Source organism: Streptomyces sp. IBSBF 3136, assembly GCF_036815105.1.
Taxonomy (GTDB): Bacteria; Actinomycetota; Actinomycetes; order Streptomycetales; family Streptomycetaceae; genus Streptomyces.
In genome coordinates, this window is record NZ_JAJSZC010000011.1 from 52,301 (window position 1) to 69,690 (window position 17,390).

Below are 17,390 nucleotides of genomic sequence, written 5' to 3' on the forward strand. Positions count from 1 at the left end.
GCTACCGACCGGCCGCTGATCGGCCCGGCGGCGAACCCGACTCACTCCCGGGGCCGAGCACCTCCACCCGCACCGCGCACGACTTGAACTCCGGCATGCGGGAGACGGGGTCGAGCGCCGGGTTGGTCACGGTGTTGGCGCGACCCTCGCCCGGCCAGTGGAAGGGCATGAACACCGTGTCCGGCCGGATGCCGGAGGTGATCCGGGCGGGAGCCACGGCGCGGCCGCGCCGCGAGACCACCGCCACCGGGTCGCCCTCGGCCGCCCCGAGCCGGGCCGCGAGCCGCGGATGCAGTTCGACGAACGGTCCGGGCGCCGCCGCGTTCAGCTCCGGCACCCGCCGGGTCTGCGCCCCCGACTGGTACTGCGCGACCACCCGGCCGGTCGTCAGCACCAACGGGTACTCGGCATCCGGCTCCTCGGCACCCGCCCGGTGCGCCACCGCGACGAACCGGGCCCGCCCGTCCCCGGTGGCGAACCGGTCGAGGAAGAGCCGGGGGGTTCCGGGGTGCGCGGGGGCGAGGTGCGCGGAGGGTTCGGCGTCCGCCGGGGCGGTGCTCGCCCCCGGGACGCCGGGTGCCCCCGGGGTGTCGGTCGCCGCCGGGCACGGCCAGAACAGGCCGTTCTCCTCGGCGAGCCGGCGGTAGCTGATGCCCGAGTAGTCCGCCGGGCCGCCCGCGCTCGCTCGACGCAGTTCCTCGAAGACCTCCTCGGGGTCGGTCGGGAAGCCCTTCTCCACGCCGAGGCGGGCGGACAGGGCGTGCAGGACCTCCAGGTCGCCGCGCACCCCCGGGGGCGCGGAGACCGCCCGGCGGCGCAGCAGGACCCTGCCCTCCAAGCTGGTCGTGGTCCCCGTCTCCTCGGCCCACTGGGTGACCGGCAGCACCACGTCCGCCAGCTCCGCCGTCTCGGAGCGGACCACGTCGCACACGACCAGGAAGTCCAGCGAGCGCAGCCGCTCCTCGACGTGTGCCGCGTGCGGGGCCGACACCACCGGGTTGGACCCCATCACCAGCAGCGCGCGGACGTCCCCGCCCAGCGCGTCCAGCAGCTCGTACGCGCTGCGCCCCGGGCCGGGCAGCGAGTCGGGGTCCACTCCCCACACCTCGGCCACGTGCCGCCGCGCCGCCGGATCGTCCAGCTTGCGGTAGCCGGGCAACTGGTCGGCCTTCTGGCCGTGTTCGCGCCCGCCCTGCCCGTTGCCCTGCCCGGTCAGACAGCCGTACCCGGACAGCGGGCGGCCCGCGCGGCCGGTCGCCAGGCACAGGTTGATCCACGCGCCGACCGTGTCCGTCCCCTTGGACTGCTGCTCCGGCCCCCGCGCCGTCAGCACCATCGCCGACTCCGGCTCGCAGAACAGCCGCACCGCCTCTCGCAGGTGCGGAACGGACACCCCCGTGATCCGCTCCACGTACTCGGGCCAGTGCCCCATCGCCGCGGCCCGGGCCTCCGCCCAGCCGGCCGTGCGCTCCCGGATGAACTCCTCGTCCGTGCGGCCCTCGGCCACCACCAGGTGCAGCAGACCCAGCGCGAGCGCGAGATCGGTACCCGGGCGGGGCGCCAGGTGCAGGTCCGCCTGCTCGGCGGTCCTCGTACGGCGCGGGTCCACCACGATCAGGGTGCCGCCGTTCTCCCGCAGTTCGCTGAAGAAGCGCAGGGACGGCGGCATGGTCTCGGCGAGGTTGGAGCCGACCAGGATCACGCACCCGGTCCGCGGCACGTCCTCCAGCGGGAACGGCAGCCCCCGGTCGAGCCCGAACGCCCTGGTGCCCGCGGCCGCCGCCGAGGACATGCAGAAGCGGCCGTTGTAGTCGATCTGCGAGGTGCCCAGCACCACCCGCGCGAACTTGCCCAGCGCGTACGCCTTCTCGTTCGTCAGGCCGCCCCCGCCGAACACACCGAGCGCGTCGGCGCCGTGCCGCTCCCGGACCGACCCCAGCGCCCCGGCGACCCGGTCCAGCGCCTCCTCCCACGAGGCGGACACCAGCCGGCCGCCGGAGCGCACCAGCGGCGAGGTCAGCCGTACCGCCGGGGACAGCACCTCGGCGGCCGTACGGCCCTTGCCGCACAGCGCGCCCCGGTTCACCGGGAAGTCCGGCCGTTCGGTCACCTCGACGCCCCCCTGCGGCAGCGGCGTGAGGTTCATCCCGCACTGCAGGGCGCAGTACGGGCAGTGGGTGGGCGTCGCGGCGGTGTCCATGCGGCCCAGCGTGCTTCGGGCGTGTTACGGCCCGCCCCCGCTCCCGGTTACACGGCCGGGACGACGACCTCCCCGCGCCGCCGCGCCCGCCGTGAGGCGAGTGCCACCGCCCGCCGGAAGGGCCGCCGAGCGGCCCCGGGTCAGCGCCCCGCCGCGAGTGCCCGCGCCACCCCGTGCTCCTTGCGTCCGAGGAACTGCGGATCGGGCCGGAACGCCGCGTCCAGCGCCGCCTTGCCCGCCGCGAACACCTCGCGCGTCCCGCCGTAGTACCAGGTCGTGTCGTGCTTGGCGGCCACGCCGATCCCGTACGACTCCACCCCGGCCGCCTCGCACAGCGCCACCGCCCGCCGGATGTGGAAGTCCTGGCTGATCAGCACCGCCCGGTCCACCCCGAAGATCTTCCTGGCCCGTACACAGGAGTCCCAGGTGTCGAAACCGGCGTAGTCGCTGACGATCCGCCGGGCCGGCACGCCGTGCTTCGTGAGGTAGGCGCGCATGGCGTCCGGCTCGTCGTAGTCCTCGCGGCTGTTGTCCCCGGTGACCAGCACGACCTCGATCCGGCCCGCCCGGTACAGCCGGGCCGCCGCGTCCAGCCGGTGCGCGAGGTACGGGGACGGCTCCCCGTCCCACAGCCCGGCCCCGAACACCACGGCGACCTCGGTGCGCGGCACGTCCGCCGTCGTCCGCAGCCGGTCCGCCGTGGACACGTACAGCCAGGTGGCCGGCAGCAGCGCCAGCACGCACGCGGCCATCACCGACTGCACCAGCAGCCGCCGGCCCCCGCGGGTGCGCGGCAGCCGCGGTCGACGGATCTTCATGCGGTCCCCCACGGATCGGTGCGGCCATCGGTCCCGACCATGGAGGACGCGAACGGCGGCGTTCCGGTTCAGCTCACATCGTGCATCCGTACGACGTGAAGCCACGGAAAACAGTCGTGACGGCCCGGCAACGGCCGCGCAACCTCCCGCCGTCAGGATCTTCCCATGACGGCGTCGAACCCCCTGAACGACGAGCCCGCCCGCCACCTCGACAGCACGGCGCACCTCATGAACAGCATCAGCAGCCAGCTCGCCGACCGGCTCCGGCTGGTCTCCCCGCCCGGACGCCGCCGCCCGGTCCAGGCCGCCGTCCCGCCCGCCCTCGTGCTCGTCGCCCACGGCAGCCGCGACCCGCGCGCGCTCGACACCGTACGGGCCCTGACGGACCTGGTGCGCGCGCTGCGCCCCTCGCTCCCCGTCCGCCTGGGCCACATCGAGCTGAACGAGCCGCTGCTCCCGGACACCCTCGCGGCCCTCGGCGGCACCCCCGCCGTCCTCGTGCCGCTCCTGCTCGGCCGCGGCTACCACGTCAAGCGGGACATCCCGGAGATGGCCGCGGCCGCGCGGGCGCGGGTGCGCGTGGCCGCCCCGCTCGGCCCCCACCCGCTCCTCGTCACGACCCTGCACGCCCGTCTGACGGAGGCCGGCTGGCGCCCGGAGGCCGCCGCCCGCGGCACGAGCGCGGTCGTCCTCGCCGCGGCCGGCTCCCGCGACCCCGACTCGGCCGCCGACACCCGCCGCACGGCCCGCCTGCTCGCCGGCCGCCTGGGCGTCCCGGTGGTCCCCGCGTACGCCTCGGCGGCCACCCCGACGGTGGCGACGGCGTTGCGGGCGCTGGCCGCGCGGGGCCGCCACGACGTGGCCGTGGCCTCCTGCTTCACGGCACCGGGCCGCTTCGCGACGCAGTGCGCGGCACAGGCACCCGGGATCGTCTCCGCACCCCTCGGGGCCCACGAGGCGATGGCCCGCCTGGTCCTCCACCGCTACGACCAGGCGCGGGCGATGACCGGGGCGGAACCGGCGTCCGCCTGACCGGAGCGGGACGACCCGGCACACCGCCGGGCGCCCGGCAGTCCCCGATTGTCACCGCCGACGCTTACTGTCGAATCATGGAAGGCATCGCACTCCTCGACACCTACGACCCGGCGGCACTCGAACGATGGGCCCCCGAGCCCGACAAACGCCCGGGCCGCACCGCCTTCCAGCGTGACCGCGCCCGCGTCCTGCACTCCTCCGCGCTGCGCCGGCTGGCCGGCAAGACCCAGGTGGTCACCCCGGGCACCTCCAACCAGGTCTGGGACGCCAGCCCCCGCACCCGCCTCACCCACTCCCTGGAGTGCGCCCAGGTCGGCCGGGAACTGGGCGCGGCCCTCGGCTGCGACCCCGACCTGGTGGAAGCCGCCTGCCTCTCCCACGACCTCGGCCACCCGCCCTTCGGCCACAACGGCGAACAGGCGCTGAACGAGTTCGCGGACGACTGCGGCGGCTTCGAGGGCAACGCCCAGTCCCTCCGGCTGCTGACCCGCATCGAGCCCAAGCGGTTCACCCCCGAGGGCTCCGTCGGCCTCAACCTCACCCGCGCCGCCCTGGACGCCGCCACCAAGTACCCCTGGCCGCGCGGCGCCCATCCCACCGACCCGGCGTCCCCGAAGTTCGGCGTGTACGAGGACGACCGCCCGGTGTTCGACTGGGTCCGCAGCGCCGCCCCCGGCACCCGCACCTGCTTCGAGGCCCAGGTCATGGACTGGTCCGACGACGTCGCCTACTCGGTGCACGACGTCGAGGACGGCCTGCACGCCGGCCACGTCGACCCCAACTGCCTGCACGCCGAGCCCGAACGGCAGGCGGTGTTCGCGGTGGCGGTCGGCCGGTACGTGCCCGCGGACACCGACCCGGCCGAACTCGCCGCCGCCCTCGACCGCCTCCACGACCAGGAGTGGTGGCCGCACGGCTACGACGGCACCGCGGCCGCCCAGGCCCGCCTCAAGGACGCCACCAGCCAGCTCATCGGCCGGTTCTGCCTGGCCGCCGAGGTCGCGACCCGCGCCGCGTACGGCGGCGGCCGACTCACCCGGTACGGCGCCGAACTCGTCGTACCCCGCGAGACCCGCATGGAGTGCGCCGTGCTCAAGGCGGTCGCCGACCGGTACGTCATGCAGCGCGCCGAGCAGGAGCTGTTGCGCGCCGACCAGCGGGTGGTCGTCGCCGAGCTGGCCGAGGCGCTCACCGCCCGGGCCCCGGACGGCCTCGACCCGCAGTTCCGGGCGCTGTTCGACCAGGCGTCCGACGACCACGCGCGCAAGCGGGTGATCGTCGACCAGATCGCCTCGCTGACCGATGCCTCCGCCCGCTCGCTGCACGCGAGACTGACGGGGCGTATCTGAGACGGGACGTGTCCGAGACGGGGCATGTCCGAGGCGGGGCATATCTGAAAGGAAAGTGACCGAGGGTGGCCTGATCGGGTCACACCCCCTTCCCGCAGCACGCCGCGTGCGGGACGCTCCCATGTGGCGGCACCCTTACCAGGAGGCATCAAGTGGTCGACGCGGATCAGACATTCGTCATCGTCGGAGGCGGTCTCGCCGGCGCCAAGGCGGCCGAGACGCTCCGGGCGGAGGGCTTCACCGGCCGGGTGATACTGATCTGCGACGAACGCGACCACCCCTACGAGCGGCCGCCGCTGTCCAAGGGCTACCTGCTCGGCAAGGAGGAGCGGGACAGCGTCTTCGTGCACGAGCCCGCCTGGTACGCGCAGAACGACGTCGAGCTGCACCTCGGCCAGACCGTCGACCGGATCGACCGCACCGCGAGGACCGTGCGCCTCGGCGACGCCGGCACCCTCGTCCACTACGACAAGCTGCTGCTCGCCACCGGTGCCGAGCCCCGCCGCCTCGACATCCCGGGCACCGACCTGGCGGGCGTCCACCACCTGCGCCGCCTCGCCCACGCCGAGCGGCTCAAGGGCGTCCTCGCCTCGCTCGGCCGGGACAACGGGCACCTGGTGATCGCGGGCGCCGGCTGGATCGGCCTGGAGGTCGCGGCGGCGGCCCGCGAGTACGGCGCCGAGGTCACCGTGATCGAAGCGGCGCAGACCCCGCTGCACGGCGTCCTCGGCCCCGAGCTGGGCAACGTCTTCGCGGAACTGCACCGCGCCCACGGCGTCCGCTTCCACTTCGGTGCGCAGCTCACCGAGATCGTCGGCCAGGACGGCGTGGTCCTCGCCGCCCGCACCGACGACGGCGAGGAGCACCCGGCGCACGCCGTCCTCGCGGCCATCGGCGCGGCACCGCGCACCGCGCTCGCCGAGGCGGCCGGTCTGGAGCTGGCCGACCGGGCGCACGGCGGCGGGGTCCTGGTGGACGAGCGGCTGCGCACCTCCGACCCCGACATCTACGCGGCCGGTGACGTCGCCGCGTTCCCGCACCCCCTCTTCGACACCCGCATCCGGGTCGAGCACTGGGCCAACGCCCTGAACGGCGGCCCGGCGGCGGCCCGCGCGATGCTCGGCCGTGACGTCACCTACGACCGTGTGCCGTACTTCTTCACCGACCAGTACGACCTGGGCATGGAGTACAGCGGCTGGGCGCCGCCGGGGTCGTACGACCAGGTGGTGATCAGGGGCGACGCGGGCAAGCGGGAGTTCATCGCGTTCTGGGTCCGCGAAGGCCGGGTCCTGGCCGGGATGAACGTGAACGTGTGGGATGTCACAGAGCCCATCCAGCGGCTCGTCCGTTCCCGGGCCGCGGTGGACACCGAAGCCCTCGCCGACCCGCACGTACCGCTCGACGGCCTCGCCTCCTGAATCCCACGGCGACCGGCACTGTCGGAGCGCCCCCGTAGAATTCACCCGTGGCAGGACGGATCAACGACGAGGACGTGAAGGCGGTACGGGACGCGGTCCCGATCGACGCCGTGGTCTCCGAGTACCTCCAGCTGCGCAACGCGGGCGGCGGCAACCTCAAGGGACTGTGCCCGTTCCACGACGAGAAGTCGCCGTCCTTCCAGGTCAGCCCGAGCAAGGGACTCTTCCACTGCTTCGGCTGCCAGGAGGGCGGCGACACCATCACCTTCGTCATGAAGGTGGACCACCTCTCCTTCTCGGAGGCGGTCGAGCGCCTCGCCGCCCAGGCCGGCATCACGCTGCGCTACGAGGAGGGCGGGTACAACCCCGCCCACCAGCGCGGCGAGCGCATCCGCCTGGTCGAGGCCCACAAGATCGCCGCCCAGTGGTACGCCGAGCAGCTCGCCACCGGCCCCGAGGCCGAGACCGGCCGGATCTTCCTCGCCGAGCGCGGCTTCGACCAGGCCGCCGCCGTCCACTTCGGCGTCGGCTACAGCCCCCAGGGCTGGGACCACCTCACCCGCTACCTGCGCGGCAAGGGCTTCACGGACAAGGAGCTGATCCTCTCCGGGCTGTCGCAGGAGGGCAGGCGCGGCCCCATCGACCGCTTCCGGGGCCGGCTGATGTGGCCGATCCGCGACATCGGCGGAGAGGTCGTCGGCTTCGGCGCCCGCAAGCTCTACGAGGCGGACAACGGCCCGAAGTACCTGAACACGCCCGACACGGCGATCTACAAGAAGTCCCAGGTGCTGTACGGCATCGACCTCGCCAAGCAGCACATCGCCAAGACCAGCCGCGCCGTCGTCGTCGAGGGCTACACGGACGTCATGGCCTGCCACCTGGCCGGCGTCACCACCGCCATCGCCACCTGCGGCACGGCCTTCGGCGGCGACCACATCAAGATCCTGCGCCGCCTCCTGATGGACAACGGCTCGGCACGCGTGATCTTCACCTTCGACGGCGACGCGGCCGGACAGAAGGCCGCGCTGCGCGCCTTCGAGGACGACCAGAAGTTCGCCGCCGAGACGTACATCGCGATCGCGCCCGACGGCATGGACCCCTGCGAGCTGCGCCTGGCCAAGGGCGACGACGCGGTCGCCGACCTGGCCGAACCACGCACCCCGCTCTTCGAGTTCGCGCTGCGCCAGGTCGTGGCACGCTACGACCTGAACACCCCGGCGGGCCGCGCCGCCGCCCTGGACGAGGCCGCCCCGATCGTCGCCCGCATCAAGAACACCGGCGCCCAGCACGAGGTCGCCGTCCAACTCGCCGGCATGCTCGGCATCCTCGACACCCAGTTCGTGGTGAAGCGGGTGGCCCAGCTGGCCCGCTGGGCCCGCGAGCGCGGCGGCAGGGGCGGCCCGCAGCAGCAGTCCCGGGACCCCCGGCAGCAGTGGGAGAGCGGCCCCCGCGCCGCGGCCCCGTCCGGCCCGGCCCTCACCCTGCGCAACCCCGTGCACGCCGCCGAACGCGAACTCCTCAAGCTCGCCCTCCAACGGCCCGATCTGGTCTCACCGGCCTTCGACGCCTACGGCGCCGACGAGTTCACCGCACCGCCCTACGCGGCCGTGCACCGGGCCATCGCCGAGGCGGGCGGCGCCGAGTACGGCGTCCAGGACGCGCAGGAGTACCTGGTCCGGGTCCGCGAGGCCGCGCCCGACGACACCGTCCGCGCGATGGTCACCGAACTGGCAGTCGAGCCGATCCTGCGCCGCACCGTGGACGAGACGTACGCGGGCACGGTCCTGGTGCAGATCCGCCGCCGCGCCGTGGAGCGCCGCGTCCGCGACATCCAGTCCCAGCTGACCCGGCTGTCCACCGGCGGCGACCCCGCCCAGCTGGCCGCCGTGCAGAACGAGATGTGGGTCCTCCAGCAGTACGACCAGGCCCTTCGGGAGCGGGGAGCGGAGGCGCTCTAGCGCTCCGGACGCCCGGTTCCCCCCGCCCCGATCACCAGCGGGTCACGGACCGGACGCAAAAAGTCACCGCACGCCCCTCGTGGCGGGGATGTGTCGTACTCCACACTGGGTGCGGTGCCCGAGTCCTCCGCTCCCGAAGTGCCGCTGCCGGACTGACTGCTGAGCAGCGATCATCCTGGAGGTCGCCCCCGTGCAGACCCAGACCCTCACCCAGACCGACGGCAGTACCAGCGCCACCAGCACCGCCGCGGACGAGTCGGACGCGGAGCCGGACGTTCTCGTGGCCGTGCCGCCGCAGGGCCGAGCCCCCCAGCACCCGGAGGCGGGGCCCGCCGAACCGGCGGAGCCGCCCGCCGAAGCGCTCGCGGAGGAAGCGGCCGAGGCCGCTGAGGCCACGGAGAGCGAGGAACCCGAGGGCCCCGGGGAACTCGAGGAATCCGCCGAGCGGGTCGAGGCACCGCTCGCCGCCCGCGCCGAGACCGGCGGCCCCTCCGCCGACCTGTTCCGCCAGTACCTGCGCGAGATCGGCCGCATCCCGCTGCTCACCGCGGCCGAGGAGGTCGAACTCGCCCGCCGGGTCGAGGCCGGGCTGTTCGCCGAGGAGAAGCTCGGCAGCACCCCCGACCTGGACAGCGGGCTCGCGCACGACCTGGACCGGCTCGTCGTCATGGGCCGGATGGCCAAGCGCCGCCTCATCGAGGCCAACCTGCGGCTCGTGGTCTCGGTCGCCAAGCGCTACGTCGGCCGCGGGCTGACCATGCTCGACCTGGTCCAGGAGGGCAACCTCGGGCTCATCCGGGCCGTGGAGAAGTTCGACTACGCCCGCGGCTACAAGTTCTCCACCTACGCCACCTGGTGGATCCGGCAGGCCATGTCCCGCGCGCTGGCCGACCAGGCCCGCACCATCCGCGTCCCCGTGCACGTCGTGGAGCTGATCAACCGGGTCGTCCGGGTCCAGCGCCGCATGCTCCAGGAACGCGGTTACGAGCCGACGCCCGAAGAGGTCGCCGCTTATCTCGAACTGCCGCCCGAGCGGGTCGGTGAGGTGCTGCGGCTCGCCCAGGAACCGGTGTCCCTGCACGCCCCGGTCGGCGAGGAGGACGACGTGGCCCTCGGCGACCTCATCGAGGACGGCGACGCCGCGTCCCCCGTCGAGTCGGCCGCGTTCCTGCTGCTCAGGGAGCACCTGGAGGCGGTCCTGTCCACCCTCGGCGAACGCGAGCGCAAGGTCGTCCAGCTCCGCTACGGCCTGGCCGACGGCCGTCCGCGCACCCTGGAGGAGATCGGCAGGCTGTTCGGCGTGACCCGGGAGCGGATACGGCAGATCGAGTCCAAGACCCTGAACAAGCTCAGGGACCACGCCTTCGCCGACCAGCTCCGGGGCTACCTCGACTGAGACCGGACGCACGGGGGGCCGCTCACCTCGGTGAGCGGCCCCCTCGTCCTTCCCGCCGGCCGGACCGTCCCGGTCAGTCGACCTCGGCGACCGCCTGCGCGAACTGCGCCTTGTACAGCCGCGCGTACGCCCCGCCGGCCTCCAGCAGCTCGGCGTGCGCGCCCTGTTCGACGATGGACCCGTTCTCCATCACCAGGATGGTGTCCGCGTCCCGGATCGTCGAAAGCCGGTGCGCGATGACGAACGAGGTCCGCCCGTCGGCGAGTTTGGCCATCGCCTTCTGGATCAGCACCTCGGTACGGGTGTCGACGGAGCTGGTCGCCTCGTCGAGCACCAGGATCGTCGGGTCGGACAGGAACGCCCGCGCGATGGTGATGAGCTGCTTCTCACCGGCGCTGACGCCCGTGCCCTCGTCGTCGATCACGGTGTCGTAGCCGTCGGGAAGGGTGCGGATGAACCGGTCCGCGTGGGCCGCCCGCGCCGCCTCCTCGATCTCGCCCGGGGTGACCTCGCGCGAGGCGCCGTAGGCGATGTTCTCCGCGATGGTGCCGCCGAACAGCCAGGTGTCCTGGAGCACCATGCCGATCCCGGACCGCAGGTCGTCCCGGGACATCCTGCGGATGTCCACGCCGTCCAGCAGGATGCTCCCGGCGGAGACGTCGTAGAACCGCATCAGCAGGTTGACCAGCGTGGTCTTGCCCGCACCGGTCGGTCCGACGATCGCCACCGTCTGCCCCGGCTCCACCGTCAGCGACAGGTCCTCGATCAGCGGCTTCTCGGGTTCGTAGCGGAACGACACGTGTTCGAGGCGCACCCGGCCGCGCAGCTCGGCCGGCCGCTCGCCTGGCACCGGATCCGCCTCCTGCTCCTCCGCGTCCAGGAGTTCGAAGATCCGCTCGGCCGACGCGACACCCGACTGCACCAGGTTCGCCATCGACGCGACCTGCGTCAGCGGCATCGAGAACTGGCGCGAGTACTGGATGAAGGCCTGCACGTCACCGATGGACAGCGCGCCCGACGCGACCCTGAGGCCACCGACGACCGCCACCAGCACGTAGTTCAGGTTCGACACGAACATCATCAGCGGCTGCATGACACCGCTGTTGAACTGCGCCTTGAAGGAAGCCTCGTACAGCGCCTCGTTCTGCTCGGCGAACTGCTTCGCCGACTCCTCCTGCCGCCCGAACACCTTCACCAGGGTGTGCCCGGTGTACATCTCCTCGACGTGGGCGTTCAGCTTGCCAGTGGAGCGCCACTGCTGCACGAAGTGCGGCTGCGACCGCTTGCCGACCCGGGTGGCGACCACGAACGACAGCGGCACGGTCACCAGCGCGACCAGCGCCAGGATCCAGGAGACCCAGAACATCATCACCAGCACACCGATGATGGTCAGCAGCGAGTTGATCAGCTGCCCCATCGACTGCTGGAGCGTCTGCCCGATGTTGTCGATGTCGTTGGTCGCGCGGGACAGCACCTCACCGCGCTGGCGCTTGTCGAAGTACGACAGCGGCAGCCGCGACAGCTTCCCCTGCACGGACTCGCGCAGCCGGTACATCGTGCGGTTCACCGCCCGGTTGACCAGCCGGGTGGCGACCGCCATCAGCAGGCCGGCGACCAGGAACGTGCCGAGCGCGAGCAGCAGCACATGGCCGACGGCCGTGAAGTCGATGCCCTGGCCGGGGGTGAAGTCGGTGCTCTTGAGCATGTCCGCGATCCGGCCCTGGCCGTGGTCGCGCATCGACTGGAGCACCTGCTCCTTGGTGGCCCCGGCGGGCATCCGGCGGCCGATGATGCCGGCGAACACCAGGTCGGTGGCCCGCCCCAGGATCTTGGGGCCGATCACGCTGAGGCCCACGCTGATCACCACGCACGCCAGCAGCGCGTAGATGGTGACCCGTTCGGGCCTGAACTGGGCGACGAGCCGTTTGCCCGACCCCTTGAAGTCCATCGAGCGCTGGTCGGGGCCGCCCGCGGCCATCATGCGTCCCATGGGCCCGGACATCAGGCAGCCTCCGCTTCCGTGAGCTGGGAGAGCACGATCTCCCGGTAGGTCTCGTTGCCCGCCATCAGCTCGTGGTGCCGGCCGGAGCCGACCACTCGGCCCTCGTCGAGCACGACGATCCGGTCCGCGTCCCGGATGGTCGCCACCCGCTGGGCGACGATGACGACGGTCGCCTCGGCGGTCTCCCGGCCGAGCGCGGCCCGCAGTGCCGCGTCGGTGGCGTAGTCGAGCGCGGAGAAGGAGTCGTCGAACAGGTAGATCTCCGGGCGCTGCACCAGCGTGCGGGCGATGGCGAGCCGCTGGCGCTGGCCGCCCGAGACGTTCGTGCCGCCCTGCGCGATCGGCGCGTCCAGGCCGCCCCCCAGTTTCCGCACGAAGTCCTCGGCCTGCGCCACCTTCAGCGCGTGCCACAACTCCTCGTCGGTGGCGTCCGGATTGCCGTAGCGCAGGTTGCTCGCGACCGTGCCCGCGAACAGGTACGGCTTCTGCGGCACGAGGCCGACCGTCTTCGCCAGGAGCGTGGGGTCGACCTGCTGGACGTCCACGCCGTCCACCAGCACCTCGCCCTCGGTGGCGTCGAACAGCCGGGGGACCAGCCCCAGCAGGGTGGACTTGCCGCTGCCGGTCGAGCCGATGACGGCGGTCGTCTCGCCCGGCCGGGCCACCAGCTCGATCGACTTCAGCACCGGCTCCTCGGCACCCGGATAGCGGAAGCCCGCGCCCCGGATCTCCAGATGTCCGTGCCGGCGCAGCTCCGTGACCGGCGCCGACGGCGGCACCACGCTGGAGTCGGTGCCCAGGACCTCCTGGACGCGCTCGGCGCAGACCTCGGCGCGCGGCACCATCATGAACATGAATGTGGCCATCATCACAGACATGACAATCTGCATCAGATAGGCGAGGAACGCGGTCAGGTCACCGATCGCCATCCCGCCGCTGTCGATGCGGTGGGCGCCGAACCACACCACCGCGATCGACGACAGGTTCACCACCGTCATGACGATCGGGAACATCAGCGCGAGCATCCGGCCGGTGGCCAGCTGCATGTCGGTCAGCTCGCCGTTCGCCTTCCCGAACCGGCCCTTCTCGTAGTCGTCCCGGATGAAGGCGCGGATCACCCGGTTGCCGGTGATCTGCTCGCGCAGCACCCGGTTCACCGTGTCCAGGCGGACCTGCATGGACCGGAACAGCGGCCGCAGCCGGCGCACGATCAGGGTCACGGAGATGCCGAGCACCGGCACCACCGCCACGAGCACCGCGGACAGCGGCACGTCCAGGCCGAGCGCCAGCACGATGCCGCCGACGCACATGATGGGCGCCGAGACCATCAGGGTGAACGTCATCAGGGCCAGCATCTGGACCTGCTGCACGTCGTTGGTCGTCCGGGTGATGAGCGAAGGCGCCCCGAAGTGACCCACCTCACGCGCGGAGAAGGACTGCACCCGGTCGAAGACGGCACCGCGCACGTCCCGGCCGAGCGCGGCGGCGGTTCGGGCGCCGAAGTAGACCGCGCCCATGTTGCAGACGACCTGGGCCAGCGAGATGCCGATCATGAGGGCGCCGAAGGACAGGATGTAGTCCGTGTCCCCCTTCACGACACCGTTGTCGATGATGTCGGCGTTGAGCGTGGGCAGGTAGAGGGTGGCGCAGGTCTGCAGGAACTGCAGCAGCACCAGGAAGGCTATGGGTTTCCTGTAGGGCCTGAGATAGGTCCGCAGAAGTCGTATGAGCACGCTACGTCTCTCGGAGTCGGCGATGGGGGCGGGTCGGTGTGCCCTTGGCCCCTATCGTCGGGCACTCCACCCGCGTTACCCCAACCGATTAACCCATCGGCGTGCTCCTGCCGCCCCGGGGGTTTGCGCCGCTACGGGCGGAACGCCCCGGGGTGGGTCTGCTCGCGTACCGACACGAACTGCTGGCGCACCGCCTGGCCCACGGCCAGATCGTCACCCGGCTCCAGGACCTGAGCGGCCGCCCCCTGCCAGGCGGGTGGGTTGCGCGGGTCGAGCGAGCCCTGCGACACGCCGAGCGCCCAGGCGGCCTGCCGGGCCGCGCCGATCGCCGCGTAGTCGGCGGGCTGCGGTACGACGACCTGCGCGCCGAACAGCGAGGGCGCCGCCGCCTGCACCGCGGGCAGCTCGGCGGCCTGGCCGAGCAGGAAGATCCGCCGCACCTCCACGCCCCGCCCGCGCAGCACGTCCAGCGCGTCGGCGAGCCCGCAGAGCATGCCCTCGAACGAGGCCCGGGCCAGGTGCTCGGCCTTCATCGACTCCCGCCGCAGCCCGGCGAGCGTGCCCGCGGTGTGCGGCAGGTGCGGGGTCCGCTCACCCTCCAGGTAGGGCAGCAGGACCAGCCCGTGCGACCCCGGCGTGGACTTCATCGCCAGGTCGGAGAGGCTCTCCAGATCCGGCAGCCCGAGCAGTTCGGCGGTGCCGCGCAGCGCGCGCACCGCGTTCAGGGTGGTGACGACGGGCAGGTGCATGCCGGTGGCGTCGGCGAGGGAGGTGATCATCCCGCTCTGGTCGGCGAGCGCCTCGGGATGCACGGCCATCACGGACCCGGACGCGCCGAGCGAGACGACCGCGTCGCCGAGCCCGATGCCGAGCCCGAACGCGGCGGCCATGGTCTCCCCGGTGCCCGCCGAGATCAGCAGGCCCTCCGGGGTGGTGCCGGCCGCCTCCGACGGGCCGATCACCTCGGGCAGCATGGCATGGTGGCCCAGCGCCAGCTCGACCAGGTCGGGCCGGTAGGCGCCGGTGGCGGCGGACCAGTAGCCGGTGCCGGAGGCCCCGCCGCGGTCGGTGGTCCGGCGCACCGGCCGCCCGAGCAGCTGCCACACCAGCCAGTCGTGTGCCTGGAGCAGGGCGGCCGTGCGGCGGGCGTTCTCGGGTTCGTTCTTCGTGAGCCAGCGCAGCTTGGTCACCGGCTGCGCGGCCTGCGGCACGCACCCCACGGCCTGCGCCCATACCTCCCGGCCGCCGAGCGCGTCGACGAGGTCGGCGGCCGCGACCTGCGCCCGTTTGTCCCCGCCGGTGATCGCCGGGCGGACCGTGTTGCCCTGCGCGTCCAGCGGGATCAGCGCGTTCTGCTGCGCGGACACGCCGATGGCCTGCACGCCCTCCAGCAGTCCGCCCCCGGCGGCCTCGCCCAGGGACAGCAGCCAGGCCTGCGGGTCCACGTCGCTGGGCCGGGCTCCGTCCGGCGTGTCCACCGGATGCGGGGCGTACCCCTGCCTGAGCACGGCTCCGGTGTCCGCGTCGCAGACGACGATGCGAGTGAAATCGGGCGAACTGTCCAACCCGGCGACTATCCCCATGGCCAAAATTCTGCCGTACCGCGGCGCTTGCTTCCGCCGGTGGGCGCGGTTGCCCGCGCCCACCGGCCTTCGCGAAGCCCGCTCCCTAGGTGTTGCTGGTGCCCCAGTCGTCCTCGGGCGTGCCGTTGACGTTGCGGTCGCGCAGGGAACGCACCCGCTGGGCCACCGACTCGGGGACCCGGTCGCCGACCTTGTCGCTCATCGTGTGCAGGGCCTTGCCGGCGTACACCCGGCCCTGCTGGGCGGCTGTCTCGGCGGTGTTCCGGACGGCCGGGTTCTGCGAGATCTGCCGAGCTGACTTCTTCAGCTGCTCGTAACGCTCGCGCCCGGCCCTCGTGCCGAGCACGTAACCGAGGGCCAGTCCGGCGACGAACGTGAGCCGGTAGCGCATGGCTGTCACCCTTCTCCTTGCGTGGGTCTGTGGTGCGGCGTCGGGGCCGGGGGATACCGATTGGCGAAGCACCCCCCTGCTTGCGCTAATGTATGTGTCGCAGCGAGCGCCCGCCCCCTGGCGAATACCCAGGTAGGTACGTTCGATGCAACGAGGCAATCCTCCGTAGCTCAATTGGCAGAGCAGCCGGCTGTTAACCGGCAGGTTACTGGTTCGAGTCCAGTCGGGGGAGCACGCTGAACGAGGACCCTTCGGGGTCCTTTTTCATGCCCGCGGGAACCGCCCTGGGCTGGGCGAAGTCTCAAGGTCAGGAAGCAGCGCGGAAGCCGACCATCCGAAGCAGGAGATCGTATGAGCGGCTATGCTGCGGCAGACGGCGCGCACACCTGTACGCGACACGCCGCTATGGGGCGGTAGCTCAGCCGGTTAGAGCAGCGGACTCATAATCCGTCGGCCGTGGGTTCGAGTCCCACCCGCCCCACCCAGCAGCACCGGAGCAGAATCGATCTGACCTGTGCGCTCGAATGAACGGTGGTTGCCACACCGCAGGAGTGGCAGCCGTTCACCCGCTCCGAGCAGGATCCGAAGGACACTCCCCGCGATCACGGTGCCGCGCCCGGCGCCATACTGTGCGCATGGAACGCATAGGGGGCTACCTCGTCGAGCGGAAGCTCGGTGAGGGCGGGATGGGGACCGTGTTCCTCGCGCGGACGCGCGGTGGGCGTGCGGTGGCGCTGAAGGTCGCCAAGGCGGAGCTCGCGGCGGACCCGGTCTTCCGCGAGCGGTTCCGCAGCGAGGTGGAGGCGGCCCGGGCGGTCGGCGGCTTCCACACCGCGTCCGTGGTGGACGCGGACGTCGACGGCGACCCGCTGTGGCTGGCGACCGCCTACATCCCGGGCCCGACCCTCGCGGCCCGGCTCGCCGCCCAGGGGGCCATGGACGAGCCGCAGTTGCGGGCGCTGGCCGCCGCGCTCGCCGAGGCGCTGGAGTCCATCCACTCCTGCGGCCTGGTGCACCGCGACCTCAAGCCCGGCAACATCGTCATGGCCGACGACGGGCCGCGCGTCCTGGACTTCGGCATCGCCCGGGCCGTCGAGTCCACCCGGCTCACCGCCACCGGCACCGCCTTCGGCACGCCCGGCTTCCTCGCCCCCGAGCAGGCCCTCGGCCACGATGTGGGCGGCGCGGCCGACGTGTTCGCGCTCGGCGCCGTCCTGGTGGCCGCGGCCGGCGGCAGCGCCTGGGGCGAGGGCACGCCGATGGGGCTGATGTACCGCTCCGTCCATGAGCCGCCGGACACGTCCGCCGTGCCGGCCGGGCTGGTGGACGTGGTGACCGCCTGCCTGGCGAAGGACCCCGCAGCCCGGCCGACCCCCGCCGAACTGCTGGACCGCCTCACCGGGGAGCCGGCCGGCCCGGCCCGCCCGGACACGCCGTCGTACCACCCGACGCTCGCGACCGCACCACCGGCGCCGCGGCCGGCCCCGACGCCCCCGGCCCCCTCGAC

General features: G+C 72.8%; 11 protein-coding genes, 2 tRNA genes and 1 pseudogene. 8 read left to right on the forward strand and 6 right to left on the reverse strand.

The window, feature by feature from the left end; genetic code table 11:
• Position 1: 1 nt before the first annotated feature.
• Entirely contained in the window at positions 2-2,200 is a 2,199-nt protein-coding gene (locus tag V7E45_RS04255; RefSeq protein WP_333772702.1) for a molybdopterin oxidoreductase family protein, read from the reverse strand.
• A gap of 140 nt (positions 2,201-2,340) precedes the next feature.
• Positions 2,341-3,018, reverse strand: coding sequence for a SanA/YdcF family protein (locus V7E45_RS04260; protein ID WP_333772703.1), 678 nt, complete (start codon positions 3,016-3,018; stop codon positions 2,341-2,343).
• 165 nt (positions 3,019-3,183) lie between these two features.
• Between V7E45_RS04260 and V7E45_RS04265 the strand changes: the two genes are divergently transcribed.
• The 5 genes and pseudogenes from V7E45_RS04265 to V7E45_RS04285 all read left to right on the forward strand — a co-directional run bounded on the left by V7E45_RS04265 (position 3,184) and on the right by V7E45_RS04285 (position 10,174).
• Complete coding sequence (locus V7E45_RS04265) at positions 3,184-4,050, forward strand: sirohydrochlorin chelatase (protein WP_333772704.1); 867 nt, start codon at positions 3,184-3,186, stop codon at positions 4,048-4,050.
• 77 nt (positions 4,051-4,127) lie between these two features.
• Positions 4,128-5,402: a deoxyguanosinetriphosphate triphosphohydrolase gene (locus V7E45_RS04270; RefSeq protein ID WP_333772705.1), complete on the forward strand. Its 1,275-nt coding sequence runs from the start codon at positions 4,128-4,130 to the stop codon at positions 5,400-5,402.
• 152 nt (positions 5,403-5,554) lie between these two features.
• Positions 5,555-6,820 (forward strand): NAD(P)/FAD-dependent oxidoreductase, encoded by a 1,266-nt coding sequence (locus V7E45_RS04275; RefSeq protein WP_333772706.1) that lies wholly within the window; start codon positions 5,555-5,557, stop codon positions 6,818-6,820.
• 47 nt (positions 6,821-6,867) lie between these two features.
• Positions 6,868-8,778 carry a DNA primase gene (dnaG, locus tag V7E45_RS04280; protein ID WP_333772707.1) on the forward strand — a complete coding sequence of 637 codons (1,911 nt, stop codon included), beginning with the start codon at positions 6,868-6,870 and terminating at the stop codon, positions 8,776-8,778.
• A 105-nt stretch (positions 8,779-8,883) separates the two neighbouring features.
• Positions 8,884-10,174 (forward strand): annotated as a pseudogene (locus V7E45_RS04285) (RNA polymerase sigma factor).
• A gap of 73 nt (positions 10,175-10,247) precedes the next feature.
• Here V7E45_RS04285 and V7E45_RS04290 read toward each other — a convergent pair.
• From V7E45_RS04290 to V7E45_RS04305, 4 genes are all read right to left on the reverse strand, one after another.
• On the reverse strand, positions 10,248-12,176 hold the full coding sequence (locus V7E45_RS04290; RefSeq protein WP_333772708.1) for an ABC transporter ATP-binding protein: 1,929 nt from the start codon (positions 12,174-12,176) through the stop codon (positions 10,248-10,250).
• Complete coding sequence (locus V7E45_RS04295) at positions 12,176-13,909, reverse strand: ABC transporter ATP-binding protein (RefSeq protein ID WP_333772709.1); 1,734 nt, start codon at positions 13,907-13,909, stop codon at positions 12,176-12,178. Before V7E45_RS04295 ends, V7E45_RS04290 begins: the two co-directional genes overlap by 1 nt.
• A gap of 131 nt (positions 13,910-14,040) precedes the next feature.
• Positions 14,041-15,492: an FGGY family carbohydrate kinase gene (locus tag V7E45_RS04300; RefSeq protein ID WP_333772710.1), complete on the reverse strand. Its 1,452-nt coding sequence runs from the start codon at positions 15,490-15,492 to the stop codon at positions 14,041-14,043.
• Positions 15,493-15,577: 85 nt separating this feature from the next.
• Positions 15,578-15,892, reverse strand: coding sequence for a YtxH domain-containing protein (locus V7E45_RS04305; protein ID WP_319148855.1), 315 nt, complete (start codon positions 15,890-15,892; stop codon positions 15,578-15,580).
• A gap of 150 nt (positions 15,893-16,042) precedes the next feature.
• On the opposite strand from V7E45_RS04305, the gene V7E45_RS04310 reads away from it, so the two are divergent.
• The 3 genes from V7E45_RS04310 to V7E45_RS04320 all read left to right on the forward strand — a co-directional run.
• Positions 16,043-16,115 (forward strand) — tRNA-Asn (locus tag V7E45_RS04310).
• 175 nt (positions 16,116-16,290) lie between these two features.
• Positions 16,291-16,364, forward strand: a tRNA-Ile gene (locus V7E45_RS04315).
• A gap of 154 nt (positions 16,365-16,518) precedes the next feature.
• Positions 16,519-17,390, forward strand: an 872-nt coding sequence (locus V7E45_RS04320; protein WP_333772711.1) for a serine/threonine-protein kinase, incomplete at its 3' end; no start/stop codon positions are given.